At 69.4% G+C, this 20,462-nt stretch carries 16 protein-coding genes; 6 read left to right on the top strand and 10 right to left on the bottom strand.

Features of this window, described 5'->3' with window-relative positions:
• The 4 genes from murJ to mutS all read right to left on the bottom strand — a co-directional run.
• Window positions 1-1,142: murein biosynthesis integral membrane protein MurJ (gene murJ, locus RMO97_RS04225; protein WP_310539293.1), on the bottom strand; the 1,142-nt coding region annotated here is incomplete at its 3' end.
• Between the two features lie 39 nt (window positions 1,143-1,181).
• Window positions 1,182-4,010 carry a [protein-PII] uridylyltransferase gene (locus RMO97_RS04220; protein ID WP_310539292.1) on the bottom strand — a complete coding sequence of 943 codons (2,829 nt, stop codon included), beginning with the start codon at window positions 4,008-4,010 and terminating at the stop codon, window positions 1,182-1,184.
• Between the two features lie 140 nt (window positions 4,011-4,150).
• Window positions 4,151-4,390, bottom strand: a complete 240-nt coding sequence (locus tag RMO97_RS04215; RefSeq protein ID WP_304780627.1) for a hypothetical protein — start codon at window positions 4,388-4,390, stop codon at window positions 4,151-4,153.
• Between the two features lie 141 nt (window positions 4,391-4,531).
• Entirely contained in the window at window positions 4,532-7,219 is a 2,688-nt protein-coding gene (gene mutS, locus RMO97_RS04210; protein ID WP_310539291.1) for a DNA mismatch repair protein MutS, read from the bottom strand.
• A gap of 105 nt (window positions 7,220-7,324) precedes the next feature.
• On the opposite strand from mutS, the gene RMO97_RS04205 reads away from it, so the two are divergent.
• Both RMO97_RS04205 and RMO97_RS04200 read left to right on the top strand, forming a co-directional pair.
• Window positions 7,325-7,846 carry a GNAT family N-acetyltransferase gene (locus RMO97_RS04205; RefSeq protein ID WP_310539290.1) on the top strand — a complete coding sequence of 174 codons (522 nt, stop codon included), beginning with the start codon at window positions 7,325-7,327 and terminating at the stop codon, window positions 7,844-7,846.
• 66 nt (window positions 7,847-7,912) lie between these two features.
• Window positions 7,913-9,148, top strand: a complete 1,236-nt coding sequence (locus tag RMO97_RS04200; RefSeq protein ID WP_310539289.1) for a TonB family protein — start codon at window positions 7,913-7,915, stop codon at window positions 9,146-9,148.
• On the opposite strand, the gene dnaJ is transcribed toward RMO97_RS04200, so the two are convergent.
• The 3 genes from dnaJ to RMO97_RS04185 all read right to left on the bottom strand — a co-directional run bounded on the left by dnaJ (window position 9,145) and on the right by RMO97_RS04185 (window position 13,011).
• On the bottom strand, window positions 9,145-10,293 hold the full coding sequence (gene dnaJ / locus RMO97_RS04195) for a molecular chaperone DnaJ (RefSeq protein ID WP_310539288.1): 1,149 nt from the start codon (window positions 10,291-10,293) through the stop codon (window positions 9,145-9,147). The two genes, RMO97_RS04200 and dnaJ, sit on opposite strands and share 4 nt — an antisense overlap.
• A 169-nt stretch (window positions 10,294-10,462) precedes the next feature.
• On the bottom strand, window positions 10,463-12,370 hold the full coding sequence (dnaK, locus tag RMO97_RS04190; protein ID WP_310539287.1) for a molecular chaperone DnaK: 1,908 nt from the start codon (window positions 12,368-12,370) through the stop codon (window positions 10,463-10,465).
• A 182-nt stretch (window positions 12,371-12,552) separates the two neighbouring features.
• A complete protein-coding gene (locus RMO97_RS04185; protein ID WP_310539286.1) occupies window positions 12,553-13,011 on the bottom strand; it encodes a hypothetical protein in 459 nt (152 codons plus the stop codon).
• A 61-nt stretch (window positions 13,012-13,072) separates the two neighbouring features.
• On the opposite strand from RMO97_RS04185, the gene RMO97_RS04180 reads away from it, so the two are divergent.
• Together RMO97_RS04180 and RMO97_RS04175 are read left to right on the top strand one after the other, a co-directional pair.
• On the top strand, window positions 13,073-13,690 hold the full coding sequence (locus tag RMO97_RS04180) for an alpha-ketoglutarate-dependent dioxygenase AlkB (RefSeq protein ID WP_310539285.1): 618 nt from the start codon (window positions 13,073-13,075) through the stop codon (window positions 13,688-13,690).
• A 46-nt stretch (window positions 13,691-13,736) separates the two neighbouring features.
• Window positions 13,737-14,645: a dienelactone hydrolase family protein gene (locus RMO97_RS04175; RefSeq protein WP_310539284.1), complete on the top strand. Its 909-nt coding sequence runs from the start codon at window positions 13,737-13,739 to the stop codon at window positions 14,643-14,645.
• A 3-nt stretch (window positions 14,646-14,648) separates the two neighbouring features.
• On the opposite strand, the gene RMO97_RS04170 is transcribed toward RMO97_RS04175, so the two are convergent.
• Window positions 14,649-15,029, bottom strand: a complete 381-nt coding sequence (locus tag RMO97_RS04170; RefSeq protein ID WP_310539283.1) for a hypothetical protein — start codon at window positions 15,027-15,029, stop codon at window positions 14,649-14,651.
• 190 nt (window positions 15,030-15,219) lie between these two features.
• On the opposite strand from RMO97_RS04170, the gene RMO97_RS04165 reads away from it, so the two are divergent.
• Entirely contained in the window at window positions 15,220-17,610 is a 2,391-nt protein-coding gene (locus RMO97_RS04165) for a DNA translocase FtsK 4TM domain-containing protein (RefSeq protein WP_310539282.1), read from the top strand.
• Here the strand turns inward: RMO97_RS04165 and RMO97_RS04160 are convergent.
• Window positions 17,607-18,272 carry a TonB family protein gene (locus RMO97_RS04160; protein ID WP_310539281.1) on the bottom strand — a complete coding sequence of 222 codons (666 nt, stop codon included), beginning with the start codon at window positions 18,270-18,272 and terminating at the stop codon, window positions 17,607-17,609. The genes RMO97_RS04165 and RMO97_RS04160 overlap by 4 nt on opposite strands.
• Window positions 18,273-18,396: 124 nt before the next feature.
• Here RMO97_RS04160 and fabV point away from each other — a divergent pair, with 124 nt between their 5' ends.
• Window positions 18,397-19,575 (top strand): enoyl-ACP reductase FabV, encoded by a 1,179-nt coding sequence (gene fabV / locus RMO97_RS04155; RefSeq protein WP_310539280.1) that lies wholly within the window; start codon window positions 18,397-18,399, stop codon window positions 19,573-19,575.
• Here the strand turns inward: fabV and lpxA are convergent.
• A complete protein-coding gene (lpxA, locus tag RMO97_RS04150) occupies window positions 19,572-20,363 on the bottom strand; it encodes an acyl-ACP--UDP-N-acetylglucosamine O-acyltransferase (protein ID WP_310539279.1) in 792 nt (263 codons plus the stop codon). The two genes, fabV and lpxA, sit on opposite strands and share 4 nt — an antisense overlap.
• Window positions 20,364-20,462 lie beyond the last annotated feature (99 nt).

Below are 20,462 nucleotides of genomic sequence, written 5' to 3'. Positions count from 1 at the left end.
AGGATGAAGGCCGGCAGGCCCCACCCGTAGTGGAACAGCAGGGCGCCGGAGGAGGCCGCGTCGGCGAAGGTGAACTCGCCACGGGCGAACAGGCCGTCGGTGAGATAGACCGGCATGGCCATCAGGGCCGCGGCGGCGGGCAGGCTGAGCGCCAGGGCGAAGACGATGGCCTGATCCATCGCCCCCTGGGTGTCCTCGTGATCCTTCAGCTGGAAAGCGGTGGACAGGCGCGGCAGCAGGGCCACCCCGATGGCGACCCCCACCAGGCTCAGCGGCAGCTGATAGAACCGCTCAGCGACATTCAGCCAGACCCGCATGCCGGCCACCTGGGAGGCCAGGATGGCGGAGATGAACAGATTGATCTGCACGGCGCTCGACGCGATCACGCCGGGCACCGCGCGCTTGGCCAGGGCCTTGATGTCGGGCGTGAACCGCAGGGCCTTCAGGCGCACGCGCGCGCCGGTGTGGTGCGCGCCCCACCAGCAGATGGCGGCCTGGCCGACCCCGGCCACCAGCACCGCAATGGAGGCCGCGAAGGCCGCGCGGGTGGGGTCCTTCTGCGGCAGCACCGCCAGCAGCATCACCAGGTTCAGGATGGTGGGATAGAGGCCGTAGATCACGAACCGGCCCCGCGCCGTCAGGATGCCCGCGAACAGCGCGGCGATCGAGACGCACACCAGGTAGGGCATGGTGATCTGGGTGAGCAGCACCGCCAGCTTGAACTTCGCCGGGTCGCTCATATAGCCGGGGCTGTAGGCCATCATCAGCCAGGGCATGGCCAGTTGGCACAGGACGGTCACCACCACGGTGGCGGCCGCCAGGGTGGCCAGGCTGTCGGCGGCGAAGGCGTCGGCGGCTTCCTTGCCGTCGCTGGCCAGGCGGCGCGAATAGTCCGGCACGAAGGCCGCGGCGAAGGCGCCCTCGGCGAAGATGCGGCGGAACAGGTTGGGGAAGGCGAGCGCCGTGAAATAGGCGTCGGCGGCGATGTTGCTGCTGCCCCCCAGGCGGGCCGTGATCACCAGGTCTCGGGCCAGGCCCATGAACCGGCTGACCAGGGTCAGGGCCGAGAAGATCATCGACGAGCGGATCATGCCGCCGGACTTGGCGGGGGCTGGCGTCGAGGGCGGGGCGGGTTCGGTCACGCTCGCTCTGTGCGCAGGGCCAGCGGCATCGTCAAGCGATCAGCGCGCCACGCTGGCTCGCGCCCGCTGCAGGTTGCCGCGAGACTTCGACGACGCCGAGGCCTCCGCCTGGTCCAGCGCCAGCATGAGGCGCGCCTTCAGGCTGGTCATGGCCTTGGGGTCGGTGAGCTTCTCGCCCTGCGCGTCCACCACATAGAAGGCGTCCACGGCGCGCTCCCCATAGCCGTCGATATGGGCCGAGAGGATGGAAAGACCGGCCTCCGAGATGGATTGGGCCAGGGCCTCCAAAAGGCCCGGGCGGTCGCGGCCGGAGGCCTCCACCACCGTCGAGACCTCCGAGGCGTCATTGTCCAGCATCACCGTGGGAATGATGGAGAAGGCCGCGGCGCGGCCGAGGTCCGACAACCGCTTGGCCTCGGTCTTCAGGGGCTCGCCGCGGGCGGCGGCCTCCAGGGCGTCGGCCAGGCGGGTCAGCGCCTTGGGGTTGTCGCTGCCGTAGGCCTCGCCGGTGATGTCCTGCACATAGAAGACGTCCAGCGCCTGGCCCTGGCGGGAGGTGAAGACGCGCGCGCCCATGACGTTGGCGCCCGAGGCGGTGACGGCCTGGGCCAGGTCCACGAACAGGCGGGGGCGGTCGGGAGCGGCGACGACCACCTCCGAGGCGTTGAGGCCGGGGCGGATATGGCCCTCGGCGGCGGCGCCGCTGGTTTCCGCGCGGCGGGCGAGCACGGCGTGGCCCAGGACCTCGCCCTCGGCGAAGGAGGTGAAATAGGCGTCCTCCATGGCTTGGGCCCAGGCGGTGGCGGCGGGATCGACCGCCACCAGCCGCATGCGGGCGTCATAGGCGGCGTTCTCGTGGTAGCGGCGCACGGCGGCGGCGGCGTCCGAGCCCCGGCCGCCGCGGAACACCGCCTCTGTGGCGGCGTAGAGCTCGCGCAGCAACTGCCCCTTCCAGCCGTTCCAAACACCGGGGCCGACGGCGCGGATGTCAGCCACCGTCAGGACCAGCAGCAGACGCAGGCGTTCCGGCGTCTCGACGATGCGGGCGAAGTCCACCACCGTGCGGGGATCTGAGACATCGCGCTTCTGGGCGTAGTCGCTCATGACCAGGTGGTGCTCCACCAGCCAGGCGACCAGTTCGATACGCTTGCGGTCCTGGCCCAGGCGCTCGCACGCCTGGCGCGCGGCGCGGGCCCCGGCTTTTTCCTGGCCGCCCGCCCCGCCCTTGCCGGTGTCGTGCAGCAGCATGGCTAAGAACAGGGCCTCGGGATCATCGATCAGCGGCATCACGGCCGTCGACAGAGGATGGTCCTCGGCGAACCGCCCAGCCTTGATCTCGGCGATCACCCCCACCGCCCGCAGGGTGTGCTCGTCCACCGTGTAGGAGTGGTACATGTTGAACTGCATCTGGGCGACGACCCGGCCGAACTCCGGCAGGAAGCGGCCCAGGACCCCGGCCTCGTTCATCAGGGTCAGCGTCCGCTGCGGATCGCGGCCCCGGGCCAGGATGTCCAGGAACACCTTGGCGGCGCGCGGATCGCGCCGGGTCTTCGAGGTGATCAGGGGCAGGGAGCGGGTCGCTGCGGTGAAGGCGTCAGGGTGCAGGTCCAGGTCGCGCCGGTCGGCGGTGCGGAACAGGCGCAGCAGGTTGATGGGGTCGGCCTGGAAGATTTCCGGCGTGTCGATGTTGAGCCGCCCGCCCTCCTCGTGGAAGCCGGCGTCCAACAGGGTCTTGCGCGGCTTACCCCGGCCCGGCAGCAGGCGGGAGATGCCCTTGGGCTGTTGCTTGACCCGCTCGGACTCCAGCTTGGCGGCGAAGACGCGGGTGAGCGCGCCCACCTCCTTGGCGATCAGGAAGTAGCGCCGCATGAAGCGTTCGACGGCCGGCGCGTCGCCCCGGTCGCCATAGCCCATGCGCCGGGCGATCTCCGGCTGCAGGTCGAAGGTCAGGCGCTCCTCGGGGCGGCCGGTGGCGAAGTGCAGATGGCTGCGCACCGCCCACAGGAAGTCGAAGGCGCGCAGGAAGGCCGCCACCTCCCGGCGTTCGAACATCTCCAGGTGGACAATGCCGTCCATGCGGGCCTGGGCCGAGGGGTTCAGGTACTGGGCGATCCAGAACAGGGTGTTGAGGTCGCGCAGGGCGCCCTTGCCCTCCTTGACGTTGGGCTCCACCAGGTAGCGGCTGGCGCCGGCCCGGGCGTGGCGCTCGTCGCGCTCCTTCAGCTTGGCGGCGACGAACTGGGCGCCCGAACCCTTCACCACTTCGGCGGCGAACCTCCGGGTCAGCTCCTCGGCCAGCTTCTCATCGCCGGTCAGCCGCCTGGCCTCGAGGATCGAGGTGCGGATCGTGAAGTCTTCCTTGGAGAGCCGGATGCATTCCTCGACGGTGCGCGAGGCGTGGCCGACCTTGAAGCCCAGGTCCCACAGGGCATAGAGCATGTACTCGATGACGCTCTCGGCGTGGGCGGTCTGCTTGTAGGGCCGCAGGAACAGCAGATCGAGGTCGGAGAAGGGCGCGAGCGTGCCCCGCCCATAGCCGCCGACCGCCATCAAGGCCAGGCGCTCCCCCTCGGTGGGATTGCGCGCCCGGAACACGTGGACCGTGGTGAAATCGTACAAGGCGGTGACGACTTCGTCGGTCACACCCGACAAGAGCCGGGCGGTCTCGATGCCGCCGGCGCCGTTCTCGAGACGCTCCTTGGCGATCATCCGGCCCCGGAACAGGGCCTGCTTGAGGATATCCAGGGCGCGGCGGCGCTGCTCGGCCTCGTCGCCGGCGGCGTCCAGGGCCGCAGCCGACAGCTGGGCGCGCAGGCGGATGCCGTCGACGACATATTCCAGGCGCGTGGGACGCAGGCGTGGCGGCATGGGAAACCTAAGGACAACCGGTCTTCGCCATATAGGGCCGCGCCGCCACGGGCGCGAAGCCCGCAGGTTGGCGCAGGTCAAAGAAAAAGGCCGGCGCCCTGGGGCCCCGGCCTTTCGATCGTCCAGCTGACGCGGCTGTCTTAGAGCGCGGCGAGCTTTTGCTGGGTGACCTGCACGGTGGCCTTCACGCAACGGCCGTAGGCGCCCAGGATCATGGTCTCGCCGATGACGTCCTTGGCGCAGACGGTGCGCGCGGCGTCGAGGATGTCGGCGTTGATCTGTTCGGCGGACTTGCCCACCAGGGAGACGCGGACTTCGGAGGCGCTGGCCGAGGAAGCGGCGAAGGCGACGACGGCGGCGATAAGGGCGGTGCGGATCATGATCTTAATCTCCAGCGGCGCGGGGAAATGGGAAGGAGAGGTCCGCGCTCGTCGGAGGTGTTTTTGTACGCTGGAGCTTAAAATATTGTGCAGTGCGATGGTTAAGAATTTTGCAGCGCACAATTTTCGTCCCGGCGCGGATCAGAGCAGGCCCTTCAGCCGGTAAAGCGCCGCCATGGCCTCCCGCGGGCTCATGCTGTCAGGGTCAAGCTCGGCGACCGCCGCATCCACGGCGCTTGGCCCGGAGCGTTCCGCGACACCGGGCGCGGTGGCGGCGAACAGCGGCAGGTCGTCGAGGTGGGCCGGGGCGCCGGTCTCGCGCTCCAGGCGCTCCAGCACCTCGCGGGCGCGGATCACCACCGGCGCGGGCACGCCCGCCAGCTTGGCCACCTGCACCCCATAGGAGCGATCGGCGGGACCCGGGCCGGCCTCGTGCAGGAAGATCAGGTCGCCGTTCCACTCCTTGGCCTTCAGCGACAGGTTGGCGACATGGGCCAGCCGGCCCTCCAGAACAGCCAGCTCGTGATAGTGGGTGGCGAACAGGCCCCGGCAGCGATTGGTCTCGTGCAGGGCCTCGGCGCAGGCCCAGGCGATGGCCAGGCCGTCATAGGTGGCCGTGCCCCGGCCGATCTCGTCGAGGATCACCAGGGAGCGCGGCGTGGCCTGGGTGAGGATAGCGGCGGTCTCCACCATCTCGGCCATGAAGGTCGACCGGCCCCGAGCCAGGTCATCGCCAGCGCCCACGCGGCTGAACAGACGGTCGACGACCCCGAGGCGCAGGCGCTTGGCGGGGACATAGCATCCAGCCTGGGCCAGCACGGCCAGGAGCGCGTTCTGGCGCAGGAAGGTGGACTTGCCGGCCATGTTCGGCCCGGTGACCAGGGCCAGGCGCGGGCCCACAGCGCCCGCGCCGTCCAGCCGGCAGTCGTTTGGGGTGAAGGGCTGGCCGGTACGCTTGACGGCGGCCTCGACCACGGGATGGCGGGCGGCCTCGGCCTCGAAGGCGGTGGAGCGGTCGAGGATCGGCCGCGTGCCGCCCACGTCGTCGGCCCATTCGGCCAGGCCGGCGGCCACGTCGAGGCGCGCGGCGCCCTCGGCGGCGGCCTGGATGGCGGCGGCCACGCCGATGGCGGCCTCGCGCCAGGCCTCGAAGGTGGCCACCTCGATGGCCAGGGCCCGCTCGGCGGCCTGGGCGATCCTGGCGTCCAGCTCGGCCAGCTCCACCGTGGTGAAGCGCACCTGATTGGCCAGGGTCTGGCGGTGGATGAATGTGGCGTTGAGCGGCGGCGCCATCAGCGGCTCGGCGGCCTTGGCCGTGCACTCGACGAAATAGCCCAGCACCGCGTTGTGGCGGATCTTCAGGGCGACGCCGGAATCGGCCAGCAGCTGGGCCTCCAACTGCAGGATCACCCGGCGGCTGTCATCGCGCAGGGCGCGGGCCTGGTCGAGTTCGGGACGGACGCTGGGCGCCACGAAGCCGCCATCGCGGGCCTGGGCGGGCAGATCGTTCCCCAGGCCCTGCGCCAGCATCTGGCGGAAGGCGCCCAGTTCGTAGTGATCAAAGGCGTGCAGGACGGCGAGCGCGCTCTCGACCTCGGAAGGCGGCGGCGGGTCCAGCGGAGCCGGCGCCCCGGCGAACAGGCCGGCGATGGCCTCGCCGCGCGCCAGGCCGTCGCGCAGGCAGCCGAGGTCCCGGGGCCCGCCACGCCCCAGCGCCAAGCGCGACAGCGCGCGGGCCATGTCGCCCAGGCCCTTCAGCTCCTCGCGGAGCTTCTGACGCAGCGGCCGCCGTTCGACGAACCAGCCCACCGCATCGAGCCTGACTTCGATGGCGGCGGGGTCCAGGAGGGGGCGGGCCAGGCGAGCGGCCAGCATCCGGGCGCCCGGCGCGGTGATGGTGCGGTCGATGGCGCCCAGGAGAGAGCCCTCGCGGGAGCCCGAGAGGCTCTTCTCGATCTCCAGGCTGGTCCGCGTCGCCGGGTCGATGGCCATGACGTCGGCCTCGCCGGCCCTTCTCGGGGCGGTAAGCGCGGGCAGGCGTCCGGCCTGGGTGGTCTCCAGGTGGGCGGCGATCAGGCCCAGGGCCGAGATCTCGGCGCCCGACAGGGTCCCGAACCCGTCCAGGGTGTCGACGCCGTAGAGCCGCTTCAGCCGGGCCTCCGAGGCGGCGGGCTCGGCCAGGGCCGAGGGCATGGGCTGCACCACCCCGCCGGCGCTGCGCAGGGCGGTGTTCATCCCCTCGTCGGCGAACAGGCGGTCCGGCACCAGGATCTCGGAGGGCCCCAGGGCGGCCAGCGCCGAGGCAAGATTCTCGCGGGCCACGGCCCAGCACTCTACCTCGCCGGTGGAGAGCTCGACACTGGCCACAGCGGCGGCCCCGGCCCGCACCGCCACGGCGGCCAGGCGGTTGGCGCCTCGGGCGTCCAGCAGGCCGTCCTCGGTCAGGGTGCCGGGCGTCACCACCCGGACCACGTCGCGCCGCACGATGGATTTCGAGCCCCGCTTGCGGGCCTCGGCGGGGTCTTCCATCTGCTCGCAGACGGCGACCTTGAACCCCGCGCGGATCAGCTTGGCGAGATAGGCCTCGGCGGCATGGACCGGCACCCCGCACATGGGGATCGGCGCGCCGCCGTGGGCGCCCCGCGCCGTCAGGGTGATACCGAGGGCGGCGGCGGCCTTCTCGGCGTCCTCGAAGAACAGTTCGTAGAAGTCGCCCATGCGGAAGAAGACCAGGGCGTCGGGCTGACGAGCCTTGGCCTCGAAATACTGGGCCATGACGGGGGTGGCGCCGGCGGCCGCATCAGGCGGTGTGGGGATCTGGGCGTTCATACTCGGGGCGGAGGTTAACGGCGCCCGGCGCCCGCGTCATCCCCACGGGCCCCTTGAACAAACCCCTGCGAGGCCCAAGCTGTGGTTAAGTCCGGGAGGTTTCCCATGCACGTCATCTTCCCCGCCGGCCCCGAAGACGCCCTGGCCCTGGCCCAGGTGCACGTGACCTCCTGGCGCGAGACCTATCGCGGCCTGCTGCCCGACAGCTTCCTGGACCGCATGAGCGTGCCGGTGAACGCCCGTCGATTCTCCAAGTCCCTGGTCACCCCGGCCGAGCACGAGATCACGCTCGCCGCCGCAGACCGGGAGGGCATCGTCGGCTACGCCGCCGGCGGCCCGTCGCGCACGCGCCTGGCGGGCGAGGCGGAGGTCACCACCCTCTATGTCCTGCGCCAGCATCAGGGATACGACCTGGGCCGACGCCTGCTGACCGCGGCCGCCCGCGTGTTCGCCGACCAGGGCGCGAGGTCAATGATGATCTCGGTCCTGCGCGACAACATCCCGGCCCGCGGCTTCTATGAGCACCTGGGCGGTGAGGCCGACACACCGCGCAAGGAGCCGGGGCCCGGGGGGCTGCTGTACGAGGTCAGCTATCGGTGGGCCGATATCCGGACGCTCATCGCCTAGGCGACCCAAGCTTGCCGTCCTCGTCCAGATTGTGCAGCTTCGCGCCTCAACCGGGGGCGGGCGACAATGATCAGGATGATGGCGGCGGCCCTGGCGGGCCTGCTGATGCTCGCGGCGTCCGCCGGCGGCGCGGTGGCGCAGACCAATCCCGACTGGCTGGAGAAGCCCGACGGCGCCGCCCTCGGAGCGGTCTATCCGAAGTTCGCACAGCTCATCGGCGTAGAAGGCCGTGCGCTGATTTCCTGCAAGGTCGCCCGCACCGGGCGACTCGACAACTGCGGGGTCCTGAGCGAAACGCCCGAGGGCCTGGGATTCGGCAAGGCGGCCCTTAGTCTTGTGCCCTATTTCCGCGTGGCTCCCGCTACGGCGGACGGCAGCGCCCGGGAGGGGATGGTGCGGATTCCCATCCGCTTCGCCCTGCCGCCGGGCGACCCGCGAGGGGGCCGGGTGCTCGTCGGCTCCGGAGTGCTGCTGGCCGTGGCCCTGGGCCTGGCCCTGAACGACCTGCTCCGGGGACCGCCGCGCCTGCCTGTGGGCGCCGCCACCGGCTACGCCCTGCGCACTGTCGCCACCGCCTGGCGGTGCGCGCCGGGCGCAGTGATCCTCTATCTCGGCCTCGTTCTGATGGGATTTTGGACCGTGCAGCCAGGGCCGGCGGGCTCAGCCCCCCAGGTGCTGGTGGGCCTGGCCTCGGTCCTGGCGGGCCTCATGGTCCAGGGCGCCGTGCTGCGGATGGGATTTGCGGAAATGAGATCAAACCATCCTGAGGATCGGCTCGCGCTCTGGGGCTTGAAGCCCGGCCTCGTCGAGCTTCGCCTGCTGGCGGCGAGCCTGGTCCAGGGCCTGCTGGTGGCCGGATTGGTCATCGCGCTCGGCGCGGTGGCGGTGGCGGTCAATCTGACCGGAGAGCGGGTCCCGATGATCGCGGCGATGCAGCCGATGCTGAACGCCGCCATGGCCGGCGTAGGGGTGCTCGTCGTGATCTATGTGGCGATACGGCTGTGGACCTTGCCCGCCGCGACGGCCTTCCACCGGCGTGTCGCGCTGGCCGAGACCTGGCGCGCGACCCGGTCAGCGCTCTTTTCGCCCTTGGCGGCCTCCGTGCTGATTGTCCTTGTGGGCTTTCTTCTGGGCGCGATCCCGGTGGCTGCGGCCGCGGCGCTGAAGGAGGCGACGCAGATCGACCTGATGCGGCCGTCGATGATGGCCTACGGCCTGATCGTCTATGGCCTGTTCACGCCGGCCACGGCAGGGCTGCAGGTCTTCGCCTTTAAGACCCTGCATCGCCCGGAGGCGAACTAGACCCCCGTCACCTCTTCCCAGAAGCGCTTGGCCTTGCCGATGAAGCTGGCCGACTTGGGATGCTGCTGTTCGCCGCAGAGGTCCGACAGTTCACGCATCAGTTCCTTCTGACGGGCGCTGAGGCGGGTCGGGGTCTCCACGAACAGTTCGACGATCAGGTCGCCGCGTTCGCGCGACCGCAGGGAGGGCATGCCCCGGCCCTTGAGGCGAACGGTGCGGCCGGTCTGGGAGCCTTCCGGCACCTTGACCTCGATCTTGCAGGCGCCGTCGCAGTTCTCACCGCCCATCAGGCAGGGGGCCTCGATGTCGCCGCCCAGGGCCGCGACCGTCATCGGCACCGGCACGGTGCAGAGCAGGTCCAGGCCGTCACGGTCGAACAGTTCGTGCGGCTTCACTGACAGGAAGATGTAGAGGTCGCCGCGCGGGCCGCCTCTGGCCCCGGCGTCGCCTTCGCCGGCCAGCCGGATGCGGGCGCCGTCGTCGACGCCGGCCGGGATGCGGACCTGAAGGGTGCGTTCCTTGCGAAGCTGCCCGTGACCACGGCACTCGACGCAGGGATCAACAATGATCTGGCCCGAGCCGCCGCAGCGGGGGCAGGCGCGTTCGACGGAGAAGAAGCCCTGGCTGGCGCGGACTCGGCCGGCCCCGCCACAGGTTCCGCAGACGGTGGGGCTGGTGCCGGGCTTGGCGCCCGAACCGTCGCAGGCCTCGCAATGAATGGAGGCGGGGACCACGATCTCCACCTCCGAACCGGCATAGGCCTGCTCGAGGGTGATCTCGAGATCATAGCGCAGGTCCTGGCCGCGCGCCGGTCCTCCGCGCTGTCGGCGACCCCCGAACATGTCGCCGAAGACGTCGCCGAACACCTCGTTGAAGATGTCGTTGACGTCGTGGAACTGGCCATTGCCCGGACCGCCGCCGCCGCCGTTGACCCCGGCATGGCCGAACTGGTCGTAGCGCGCGCGCTTCTGGGGATCGGAAAGGATCGAATAGGCTTCGTTGATTTCCTTGAACCGGCCCTCGGCCTCCTCGCAACCGCCATTGCGGTCGGGGTGGTGCTCCATGGCCAGCTTGCGGAAGGACGACTTCAGCGCGGCGTCATCGCAGCCGCGGGTTACGCCCAGGATCTCGTAATAGTCCCGCATCAAATCATCAGGCGTTCAAATTGATCTTAAACTGAGGTGGGAACACCCTGCCCCGGCTGCAAGGCTTAGGCCAGCCGCGCCGGTCACAGAGGGGGGTTCGCCCGCAAATGTGCGAAACCCCACGGCGACCCCTCGCAAAAGCTGCGAGAGACCGCCATGGGGCGCAACGTCACGCGGACTTCTTGGTGTCGTCGTCGCTGACTTCCTCGAACTCGGCGTCGACAACGTCGTCACCGCCCGAGGCGTCGTCGGGTTGATCACCCTCACCGCCCTGCTGGGCGGCGTACATGGCTTCACCCAGCTTCATGGAAGCCTGGATCAGCGTCTGGGTCTTGGCGGCGATGGCCTCGGCGTCGTCACCCTCCAGAGCGGTCTTCAGGTCGGCGAGCGCCGTCTCGATGGCGTCCTTGTCGGGACCGCCGATCTTGCCGCCGTGCTCGGCCATGGCCTTCTCGGTGGAGTGGACCACCGCCTCGGCCTGGTTCTTGGCTTCAACCAGGGCCTTGCGCTTCTCGTCCTCGGCCTTGTTGCTCTCGGCTTCGCGGACCATCTTTTCGATGTCGGCGTCCGACAGCCCGCCATTGGCCTGGATGCGGATCGACTGCTCCTTGGCGGTCGCCTTGTCGCGGGCCGAGACGTTGACGATGCCGTTGGCGTCGATGTCGAAGGTCACCTCGACCTGCGGCACGCCGCGCGGCGCCGGGGGAATCCCCACCAGGTCGAACTGACCCAGCATCTTGTTGTCGTGCGCCATGGGACGCTCGCCCTGGAACACCCGGATGGTCACGGCAGACTGGTTGTCGTCCGCGGTGGAGAAGGTCTGCGAGCGCTTGGTGGGGATGGTGGTGTTGCGCTCGATCAGCGGGGTGAACACCCCGCCCAGGGTCTCGATGCCGAGCGTCAGGGGCGTTACGTCCAGCAGCAGCACGTCCTTGACGTCACCCTGCAGAACCCCGGCCTGCACCGCAGCGCCAAGCGCCACGACTTCGTCCGGGTTCACGCCCTTGTGGGGCTCGCGGCCGAAGAACTCCTTCACCGTGTCCACGACCTTGGGCATGCGGGTCATGCCGCCGACCAGGATCACTTCGTCGATATCGGACTTCTTCAGGCCGGCGTCCTTCAGGGCCATCTCGCAGGGGCCGACCGTCTTGGCGATCAGGTCCTCGACGAGGGCTTCCAGCTTGGCGCGCGACAGCTTGATGTTGAGGTGCAGCGGACCCGAGGCGTTCATCGAGATGAAGGGCAGGTTCACCTCGTACTGCGTCGTGGTGGACAACTCCTTCTTGGCCTTTTCGCCTTCTTCCTTCAGGCGCTGGAGGGCCAGCTTGTCCTTCCGGAGGTCGACGGAGGTCTCTTTCTTGAACTCATCGGCAAGGTAATCGACGATCCGCAGGTCGAAGTCCTCACCTCCCAGGAAGGTGTCCCCGTTGGTGGCCTTCACCTCGAAGACGCCGTCGCCGATCTCGAGGATCGACACGTCGAAGGTGCCGCCGCCGAGGTCGTAGACCACGATCTTCTTGCCGTCGTTCTTCTCAAGCCCGTAGGCGAGAGCCGCGGCGGTGGGTTCGTTGATGATCCGCAGGACTTCGAGGCCGGCGATGCGGCCGGCGTCCTTGGTGGCCTGACGCTGGGCGTCGTTGAAATAGGCCGGAACGGTGATGACCGCCTTCTCGACCTTCTCGCCCAGGTGACGCTCGGCGTCTTCCTTGATCTTGCCCAGGATGAAGGCCGAGATCTGCTGGGGCGAATAGTCCTTGTCCTGAGCGCGGATCCAGGCGTCGCCGTTGGGGCCCTTTACGATCTCGTAGGGCACCATCTTCTTGTCTTTTTCCACCAGCGGATCGTCGTTGTGACGACCGATCAGACGCTTGACGGCGAAGACGGTGTTGGTGGGGTTGGTGACAGCCTGGCGCTTGGCGGGTTGGCCGACAAGGCGCTCCCCGTCTTCCAGGAAGGCCACCACGGAAGGCGTGGTCCGCGCGCCTTCGGCGTTCTCGATCACTTTCGGCGTCTTGCCGTCCATGATCGCAACACACGAATTCGTCGTGCCGAGGTCGATGCCAATAATCTTGCTCATGTTCGAGTCTCTTGCTCGCTCCACTAGTGGCGGACGGCGCCTAAGGGGCCTCGTTTCCAAGCACCCGACTTCTTTTGTCACCGTCCCCGGTTCGATCAGGGTCTCGGGCGGTTAACCTGTGCGGAAACCGCCGTCGAGTCGCGATATGGGATGGCCGCCGCCGCCCGCAAGGGCGAATGCCCTTAAAGTGTGCGGGGTCTTGTGGCGCACGCCGCGGGCCAAGTCCCTAAAATCCTTGCATAAGCTTCACCATCATAAGGCGCGGGGCCGCCACGCGCGGCCAGGAAAGCGTGCTGCACGACCATGGCCTGCTGTTCGATATTGAGCTTTGAGAAATCGCAGGTTTTTGAAAGATCGTAGGCATAGGCGGCAGGTCCATCCCCAGCCCTCAGCTTGGCGGCCAACAGATTGACGCCGGCCTGGGCCTGCCAGACGTGGGTCAGTTCGTGGATGAAGACGCTCTGCAGCGCCAGCGGCGCCAGGCTGAAGTCGGTCCAGGCCTGTCGCGCGGGCCAGACGATCAACCGGCCGCCGGGCACGAAGGCGCGGGGCCAGAGCGGGATGGCGAGGATCCGGACCCGCTGGCAATCCAGCGCTGCGCCGAACATCTCGTGGGCGAGACCCCGCTCTGCGCCGGTCAAGGTCCGGAGAGCGCCAGGCGCCATGGGTGCGGGATCACGCATAGGGCCTATATGGCGGGTCATGACCGTTTCGACGACCACCGGCTTCCGGCTTTGGCCCGGCAAGCTCAGCCTTGAAGCCCAGGCGGCCCTGGCGGCCGAGGTGCTCGCCCTCAGCCAGACCGCGCCCTTCTACAAGCCCGTCACCCCGGGCGGAAAAGCCATGAGCGTGGAGACCACCAACTTCGGGCCGCTGGGCTGGTTCACCGATGCGCGGGGCTATCGCTACCAGGCTGAGCATCCTGGGACAGGTGGGCTCTGGCCGCCCATCCCGCGGGTCCTGCTGGATCTGTGGGCCGAACTGGCCGATCCCGAAACGCCCCCCGACGCTTGCCTGGTGAACCTCTATCGCGGCGACGCCCGCATGGGCCTGCACCAGGACAGGGACGAGGCGGACTTCTCCTTCCCCGTGCTGTCGGTCTCCCTGGGCGACACCGCCATCTTTCGGCTGGGGGGCCTCAAGCGCAGCGATCCGACGACCTCGATGCGGCTCGCCTCGGGGGACGTCTGCGTCCTGGCCGGTGAGGCGAGGCTGTTTCACCATGGAGTCGACCGTATCCTGGCGGGCTCCTCGCGGCTGATCCCCGGCGGCGGACGGATCAACCTGACCCTAAGGCGGGCCGGGCCTTTGACTCCTTAGGAGCCGCGCCCCAGGATCGCACCAACAACGCCTGGGAGGCCCGCTGATGATCACCTTGACCCGTCCCGAGGGGACCAAGCCCGAAGACCTGAACCTGTCGCGCCGCGCATTGGCTGGGGCCGTGTTCGGCGGCTATGCGGTCTATGCGCTCTCGGCCAGCGCCGAGCCCATCACCACCCCCGCCGACGGCCTGATCACCGAGACGGTGCAGGTGGCGGCCAGCGACCGCGCCATACCCGCCTTCGTCGCCCGTCCGGCCGCCAGGGGCCGTTTCCCCGTCGTGGTGGTGGTCTGCGAGGTGTTCGGGGTGCACGAGTACATCCGTGACACCTGCCGCCGCCTGGCCCGGCTGGGCTATGTGGCCATCGCCCCGGACTTCTTCGTCCGCGCCGGAGATCCCTCGACGATCAGCGACTTCGCCGAGATCCGCCGCATCGTCTCCGCCGCCAGCGACGGCCAGGTGATGGGCGACCTCGACGCCACCGTGGCCTTCCTCAAGACGCAGAAGTACGCCGACAAGGGCAGAATGGGGATCACGGGCTTCTGCTGGGGCGGGGCGGTCACTTGGCTGGCCTGCGAGCGACGCAAGGACTTCAAGGCCGGCGCGGCCTGGTACGGCCGGCTCGCCGCGCCCAAGTCCGGCGAGTTCCTGGGAGAGCCCGGCCGCCAATGGCCGATCCAGCTGGCGGGCGAGCTGAAGGCCCCGGTGATTGGCCTCTATGCCGGCAAGGACGCGGGCATCCCCCTGGCCGATGTCGAGGCCATGCGCGCGGCGCTGCTGGCGGCGAAGAAGAAGGGCAGCGAAATCATCGTCTATCCCGACAGCCAGCACGGCTTCCATGCCGACTACCGCGCCTCCTACGACCCCAAGGCCACCGCCGACGCCTGGGGACGCATGCTGGCCCACTTCGCCGCGCACGGGGTGAAGCCGAAGGCGTTCAAGCCCACGGCCTGATGTTCAGTGCGGGGGCTCGTCGTCCGGGGTGATGCCGTCTAGCAGGTCGCCGACACGATCTTCGGCGGCCGGCGGCGTAACCGGCTTGGGCGGCGCGGGCTTGGCCGGCGTCACGGACAGGTCCGCCGGCGGGGCCTGGTCGGCGGCGAGGTCTAGGGGATCGGCCGCCGGCTTCTTCTGTTCCGGCTTCTTTTCGTCCTCGGCCTTCTCCACCACGGGAGGCGGCGGGGCCAGGGCCGTCTCGTCGAGGGGCTTGGCGTCCGTGGCCTGCAGCTGGACGCCGGCGGCCGCGCCCGGCGCGCCCTCGCCCGGCAGCCGCGCCTTCTCCGGCGCGCCGCGCACGCCGAGGACAAAGCCGGTCACGGCGCAGAGGCCAATGATCACGGCCACAACTCTCAAGACGCTGTGCGGCATGCTCCACATGACGCAAAGTCCTAATGCGGATCGCCGGAAAGTGGAATTGCGATTGCGGGTCGGGCGTCCACAGAAAGCGCGATCGGCCGCAGCCGAGGTAAACGCCTCTTAACCACCTGACGCCCATAGATCGAGACTTCCAGAATGGGAGCGTAACTGTATGGCGCGGGTGGCGCGAAAGACGGGTTTGGAGTTGGGTCTGCACATTGCGGGCCTGGCCTGGACTCATCCGACCACCGCGCGCCTTCGAGGCGGCGTGATCGCGGCCTCCGGCGCGGCGTTCGCCGTGGCCCTGGCCACCTATAACGCCGCCGACCCCAGCCTCAACGCCGCCTCCCCGTTCGCCCCCGCCAACGCCCTGGGCGGGCCCGGAGCCACCGCCGCCGATATCGGCATCCAGTCCCTGGGCCTGGCCGCCGGTGTCGCGGCCCTGCTGATGGTGTTGTTTGGACTCTATCGCGCGGTGTCCGCCCGTCCCGACGAGACCCGGGGCCAGGTGCGCCTGCGCGCCGCCATCGGAACCCTGGGCCTGCTGGCCCTGGCCGGCCTGCTGGCCGCCCCGCCGGCCCCCGCCGCCTGGCCGCTGGCCAAGGGCCTGGGCGGGTTCTGGGGGGACGGCGTGCTGCACGGCCTCGCCGGCTTGCTGGCCTTCGCCCGACTGCCCGGAGCCACCCTGATCGCCGCCCTCCTGCTGGCGGCCGGCGCCGTCGCGGGCCTGGGCTACGCCTTCGGCCTGCGCCGCCTGGACCTGGGCGCCACCGCCGCCTGGCTGGCCTCAGCCCTGCAGCCCAAGGCCCAGCCTGAGGCCAAGCCCGTCCGCGCGTCGGTCGCGCGTCGCGCCAGCGCCAAGACGACTCCGGAGGAGCGGATTCCCGCCGCCTCCCTGCCCGGCGCGCCCAAGGCGGCCCCCCTGCCCGATCCCGAGCCCCCGCCGGAGCCCGCCGCCCTGGAGCCCTTCGCCGCCCCGGTGGCGGTGAAGATTCCCAAGGCCGGGCCGAAGGAATCCGGCCGCGAGCTGCGCGAGGCCCAGGGCGCCTTCGATTTCGTCAAGACCGGGGGCTTCGCCCTGCCCGAACTGGCCATGCTGGCCAAGCCCAAGCCCCGCGCCAGCCAGTTCGACGAGGGCGCCCTGCGCCAGAACGCCCAGCTGCTGGAAAGCGTGCTGGCAGAGTTCGGGGTCAAGGGCGCCATCGACCAGATCCGTCCCGGTCCGGTGGTCACCCTCTATGAGCTGGTCCCGGCCGCCGGGGTGAAGTCGGCCCGGGTCGTGGCCCTGTCGGACGACATCGCGCGCTCCATGTCGGTCGCCGCCTGCCGCGTCAGCGTGGTGCCCGGCCGCAACGCCATCGGCAGCGAACTGCCCAATGCGCGGCGCGAGACCGTCTATCTGCGCGACCTGCTGGGCAGCAGCGAATACGAGAAGTCGAGTTCCGCCCTGCCCATGGCCCTGGGGGAGACCATCGGCGGCGAGCCCTATATCGCCGACCTGTCGAAGATGCCCCACCTGCTGATCGCAGGCACCACCGGGTCTGGCAAGTCGGTGGGCGTCAACGCCATGATCCTGTCGATCCTCTACCGCCTGCCGCCCGAGCAGTGCCGGTTCATCATGATCGACCCGAAGATGCTGGAGCTCAGCGTCTATGACGGCATCCCGCACCTGCTGGCGCCGGTGGTCACCGATCCCAAGAAGGCCATCGTCGCGCTGAAGTGGACCGTCCGCGAGATGGAGGACCGCTATCGGCGGATGTCGAAGATCGGGGTGCGCAATGTCGCCTCGTATAACGACCGGGCCCGCGAGGCCGCCGCCAAGGGCGAGCATTTTGAGCGAACGGTTCAGACGGGGTTCGACGACGCCGGCCGCCCGATCTATGAGAGCGAGAAGATCAATCCCGAGGCCATGCCCTATCTGGTGGTGATCATCGACGAGGTCGCCGACCTGATGATGGTGGCGGGAAAGGACGTCGAGGGCGCGGTGCAACGCCTGGCCCAGATGGCCCGGGCCGCCGGCATCCACCTGGTGATGGCCACCCAGCGCCCTTCGGTGGACGTCATCACCGGCACCATCAAGGCCAACTTCCCGACCCGGATTTCCTTCCAGGTCACGTCGAAGATCGACAGCCGCACCATCCTGGGCGAGCAGGGCGCCGAGCAGCTGCTGGGCCAGGGCGACATGCTCTACATGGCCGGCGGCGGCCGCGTGACCCGCCTGCACGGGCCGTTCGTCTCCGACGGCGAGGTGGAGGCCGTGGCCAAGTTCCTGCGCGAGCAGGGCCAGCCGCAGTATCTGGAAGAGGTCACCGCCGGCGGCGACGACGAGGACGGCGAGGGCGAGGGCGGTTTCGACGAGGGCGGTTCGGGCGACGATCTCTACGACCGCGCCGTGGCCGTGGTGACCCGGGACAAGAAGGCCTCGACCTCCTACGTCCAGCGCCGCCTGCAGATCGGCTACAACCGCGCCGCCTCCCTGATCGAGCGGATGGAGAACGAGGGCGTCGTCAGCCCCGCCAACCACGCTGGCAAGCGCGAAGTCCTGGCAGGCCCGCCGCCCTAGCGGGGCAGGACGAAGCGGACTTTCAACGGAAGGATGTCGCCCGGCATGATGGTGGAGCCATCCTTCCCCTTCGGTGCTATTTTGAACTGCGCCGCGATGGTTTGCACCGCGATCCCGAAACCGTAGCCGTAAGGTTCCTCTTCCGTCACCGCACAAGCGGCCAGGGTGAACTCAGGCGTAATTCGGCACAGAACCGTCCCGCGCCCCTGAACCCTCTCCATCGCAGCTTGATCGGGAAAATGCTGCGCCAAGTCCTGGCTTGTCGCAGTTCTGACCCACACGACATTCGCTGGATCGATCGGGCGCCCTTCTGGCGGCGCGGGCGGCGGCGCCCAGCGAATGGGAATGCGTATGGCTCGACCGGCGACACTCGCCCCGGCACGGTCCTCAGGATGCAGCACCATCCTCGGTGTGAGTTTGAGGGCGGCTTCTCCGAAGCCCATGCCGGCGGGGGTTTCACTGGTCACCTGACAGGCGTCGAGAGAGCCTTCGGTGCTGACCATACACTCGATTTCCGCGCGCCCCCCCACGCGTTGCAGCCGGGGACCCTCCGGGTAGGCGCGCGTCAAGTCCACCTCAGTCGGTCTCACCTTCCATAGCGCCTCCCGCAACAGCAACGGCGTGCTCGCCACGGAGGCTGCCGCCAGAATTCCCAGGATCATCGTCACGCTCCCCAACCCGCCGCAAGTCTAGGGTGAGCCCGCGCGCACGCCAAGGTCGCGCGGCGCGAGGTGGCGCAGGGATACGAACCCCGTATATCTTCCGCCTCCACGAAAAGAGGCGCCCATGATCATCGAGCCCCGTATCCGCGGCTTCATCTGCACGACCGCCCATCCTGAGGGCTGCGCCATGAACGTCCACCAGCAGGTGGGCTATGTGGCGGGCAAGGGCGAGGTCCCGGGCATGGCCAAGCGGGTGCTCGTTCTGGGCTGTTCGGCCGGCTACGGCATGGCCTCACGGATCATGGCGACTTTCGGCGGTGGGGCCGACACAGTGGGCGTCTCGTTCGAGAAGTCGCCCACTGATACCAAGACCGCCAGCGCCGGCTGGTACAACAACCGGGCCTTCGAGGCGCAGGCCGCCAAGGCTGGCCGCAAGGCCGTCACCCTGGACGGCGACGCCTTCTCCGACGAGATGAAGGCCCAGACCGTCGCCGCGATCGCCGAGCACCTGGGCCAGGTGGACCTGGTGATCTATTCCATGGCCGCCCCGGTGCGCACCCATCCCAAGACCGGCGAGACCTTCCGCTCGGCCATCAAACCCCTGGGGGCGCCGGTCACCGTCAAGACGCTCAACACCGACAAGGGCGAGGTCTTCGAGACCGAACTGCAGCCCGCCACGCCCGAGGAGACCGCCGGCACCGTGGCGGTCATGGGCGGCGAGGACTGGGAGATGTGGATCGACGCGCTTTCGGCCGGCGGCGTCCTGGCCCCCGGCTTCAAGACCCTGAGCTACACCTATATCGGCTCTGAACTGACCTGGCCGATCTACTGGAAGGCCACCCTGGGCAAGGCCAAGGAAGACCTCGACCGCGCCGCCGGCGCCATCCGCGCGGAGCATGGCGAGGCCGCCGCCCGGGTCGTCTCGCTGAAGGCGGTGGTGACCCAGGCCTCCTCGGCGATCCCGGTGGTGCCGCTCTACGGGGTGGTGCTGTTCAAGGTGATGAAGGAGATGGGCCTGCACGAGGGCTGCATCGAGCAGATCGACCGCCTGTTCCGCACGGTCCTGCCTGGCCCCGAGGCCCTGGACGACGCCGGCCGCGTGCGGCTGGACGACTGGGAGCTGTCGGAGCCGGTCCAGGCCGAGGTCAAGCGCCGCTGGGCGCAGATCTCCACCCAGACCCTGCCGGACTTGGCCGACCTGGCGGGCTTCCGGAGCGACTTCCTGAAAATCTTCGGGTTTGGCCTGACCAGAGTCGACTATGCCGCCGAGCAGGATCCGCAGGTGGTCCCGGCGGTCGCCTAGGCGGCGAGCCTGCGACTTCGCGGCGTTGAGATGCAGCCGCGGACGGAGCTTTCGAGGAAGTCGAGGAGCACAAGGGTGCGAGCGCCCGCGTCCAGGCGCGCGACGGCCATCCGGCGCTCCATCGGCCCCCTCCCGAGGAACAGCGTCCGGTAGGCGCGTCGCAGTTCGGAGATCTCGGTCGCCTTGAACCCCGCCCGTTTCAGGCCCACGGCGTTCAGACCCGCCAGCCGCGCGCGGTCCCCCTGCACCAGGCAGAAGGGCGGCACGTCCTGGGTGACGATGGACCCGCCGGCGACGAAGGCATGGGTTCCGATCCGGCTGTGCTGGTGGATGGCCACAAGGCCGCTGACCTGGGCGAAGTCGGCGATCTCGACATGGCCGCCCAGGGTCGCCGCATTGGCCAGGCGGATGTCGTCGCCCAGGACGCAGTCATGGGCGACGTGGGCGCCGGTCATGATCAGGCTTCTCGACCCGATCCTCGTCGGCTGCTGCCCGCTCGAGGCGTGGACGGTGACGAACTCCCGAAAGACGTTGCCCTGCCCGATGACCAGGGCGCCGGTCTCGCCCGCCCAGCCCTCCATCTGCGGCCCGGCCCCTATGGCGCAGAACTGCAGGAAGCGGTTGCCGGGCCCCACCACCGTCGCGCCCTCGAGGACCGTGTGCGGACCTACGACATTGCCCGACGCCAGCACCACCTGGGCCCCGATCACGGCGTAGGCGCCGATCTCCACCCCTTCAGCGATCCGGGCGCCGGAGGCGATGACGGCCGTGGGATGGATCAGGCTCATGCCGCAAGCCTGGGATGGCGGACCCCCTGCGACAATTCAACTTCGGTGTCCGATTGCATCGGGCTGCAGCAGTAACCCTCGCGAAAGACGCCCAGGCCT

The organism is Phenylobacterium sp. (assembly GCF_031425575.1).
GTDB lineage: Bacteria > Pseudomonadota > Alphaproteobacteria > Caulobacterales > Caulobacteraceae > Phenylobacterium.
Note: the sequence above shows the minus strand (reverse complement) of the source record. Positions and strands in the feature narration are given on the sequence as shown.

What these genes read in the sequence shown, in the direction of transcription:
- RMO97_RS04220 (WP_310539292.1), bottom strand. Translation starts at nt 4,010, where the DNA reads ATGCCGCCACGCCTGCGTCCCACGCGCCTGGAATATGTCGTCGACGGC.
- RMO97_RS04215 (WP_304780627.1), bottom strand. Translation starts at nt 4,390, where the DNA reads ATGATCCGCACCGCCCTTATCGCCGCCGTCGTCGCCTTCGCCGCTTCC.
- mutS (WP_310539291.1), bottom strand. Translation starts at nt 7,219, where the DNA reads ATGAACGCCCAGATCCCCACACCGCCTGATGCGGCCGCCGGCGCCACC.
- RMO97_RS04205 (WP_310539290.1), top strand. Translation starts at nt 7,325, where the DNA reads ATGCACGTCATCTTCCCCGCCGGCCCCGAAGACGCCCTGGCCCTGGCC.
- RMO97_RS04200 (WP_310539289.1), top strand. Translation starts at nt 7,913, where the DNA reads ATGATCAGGATGATGGCGGCGGCCCTGGCGGGCCTGCTGATGCTCGCG.
- dnaJ (WP_310539288.1), bottom strand. Translation starts at nt 10,293, where the DNA reads ATGCGGGACTATTACGAGATCCTGGGCGTAACCCGCGGCTGCGATGAC.
- dnaK (WP_310539287.1), bottom strand. Translation starts at nt 12,370, where the DNA reads ATGAGCAAGATTATTGGCATCGACCTCGGCACGACGAATTCGTGTGTT.
- RMO97_RS04180 (WP_310539285.1), top strand. Translation starts at nt 13,073, where the DNA reads ATGACCGTTTCGACGACCACCGGCTTCCGGCTTTGGCCCGGCAAGCTC.
- RMO97_RS04175 (WP_310539284.1), top strand. Translation starts at nt 13,737, where the DNA reads ATGATCACCTTGACCCGTCCCGAGGGGACCAAGCCCGAAGACCTGAAC.
- RMO97_RS04165 (WP_310539282.1), top strand. Translation starts at nt 15,220, where the DNA reads ATGGCGCGGGTGGCGCGAAAGACGGGTTTGGAGTTGGGTCTGCACATT.
- RMO97_RS04160 (WP_310539281.1), bottom strand. Translation starts at nt 18,272, where the DNA reads ATGATCCTGGGAATTCTGGCGGCAGCCTCCGTGGCGAGCACGCCGTTG.
- fabV (WP_310539280.1), top strand. Translation starts at nt 18,397, where the DNA reads ATGATCATCGAGCCCCGTATCCGCGGCTTCATCTGCACGACCGCCCAT.
- lpxA (WP_310539279.1), bottom strand. Translation starts at nt 20,363, where the DNA reads ATGAGCCTGATCCATCCCACGGCCGTCATCGCCTCCGGCGCCCGGATC.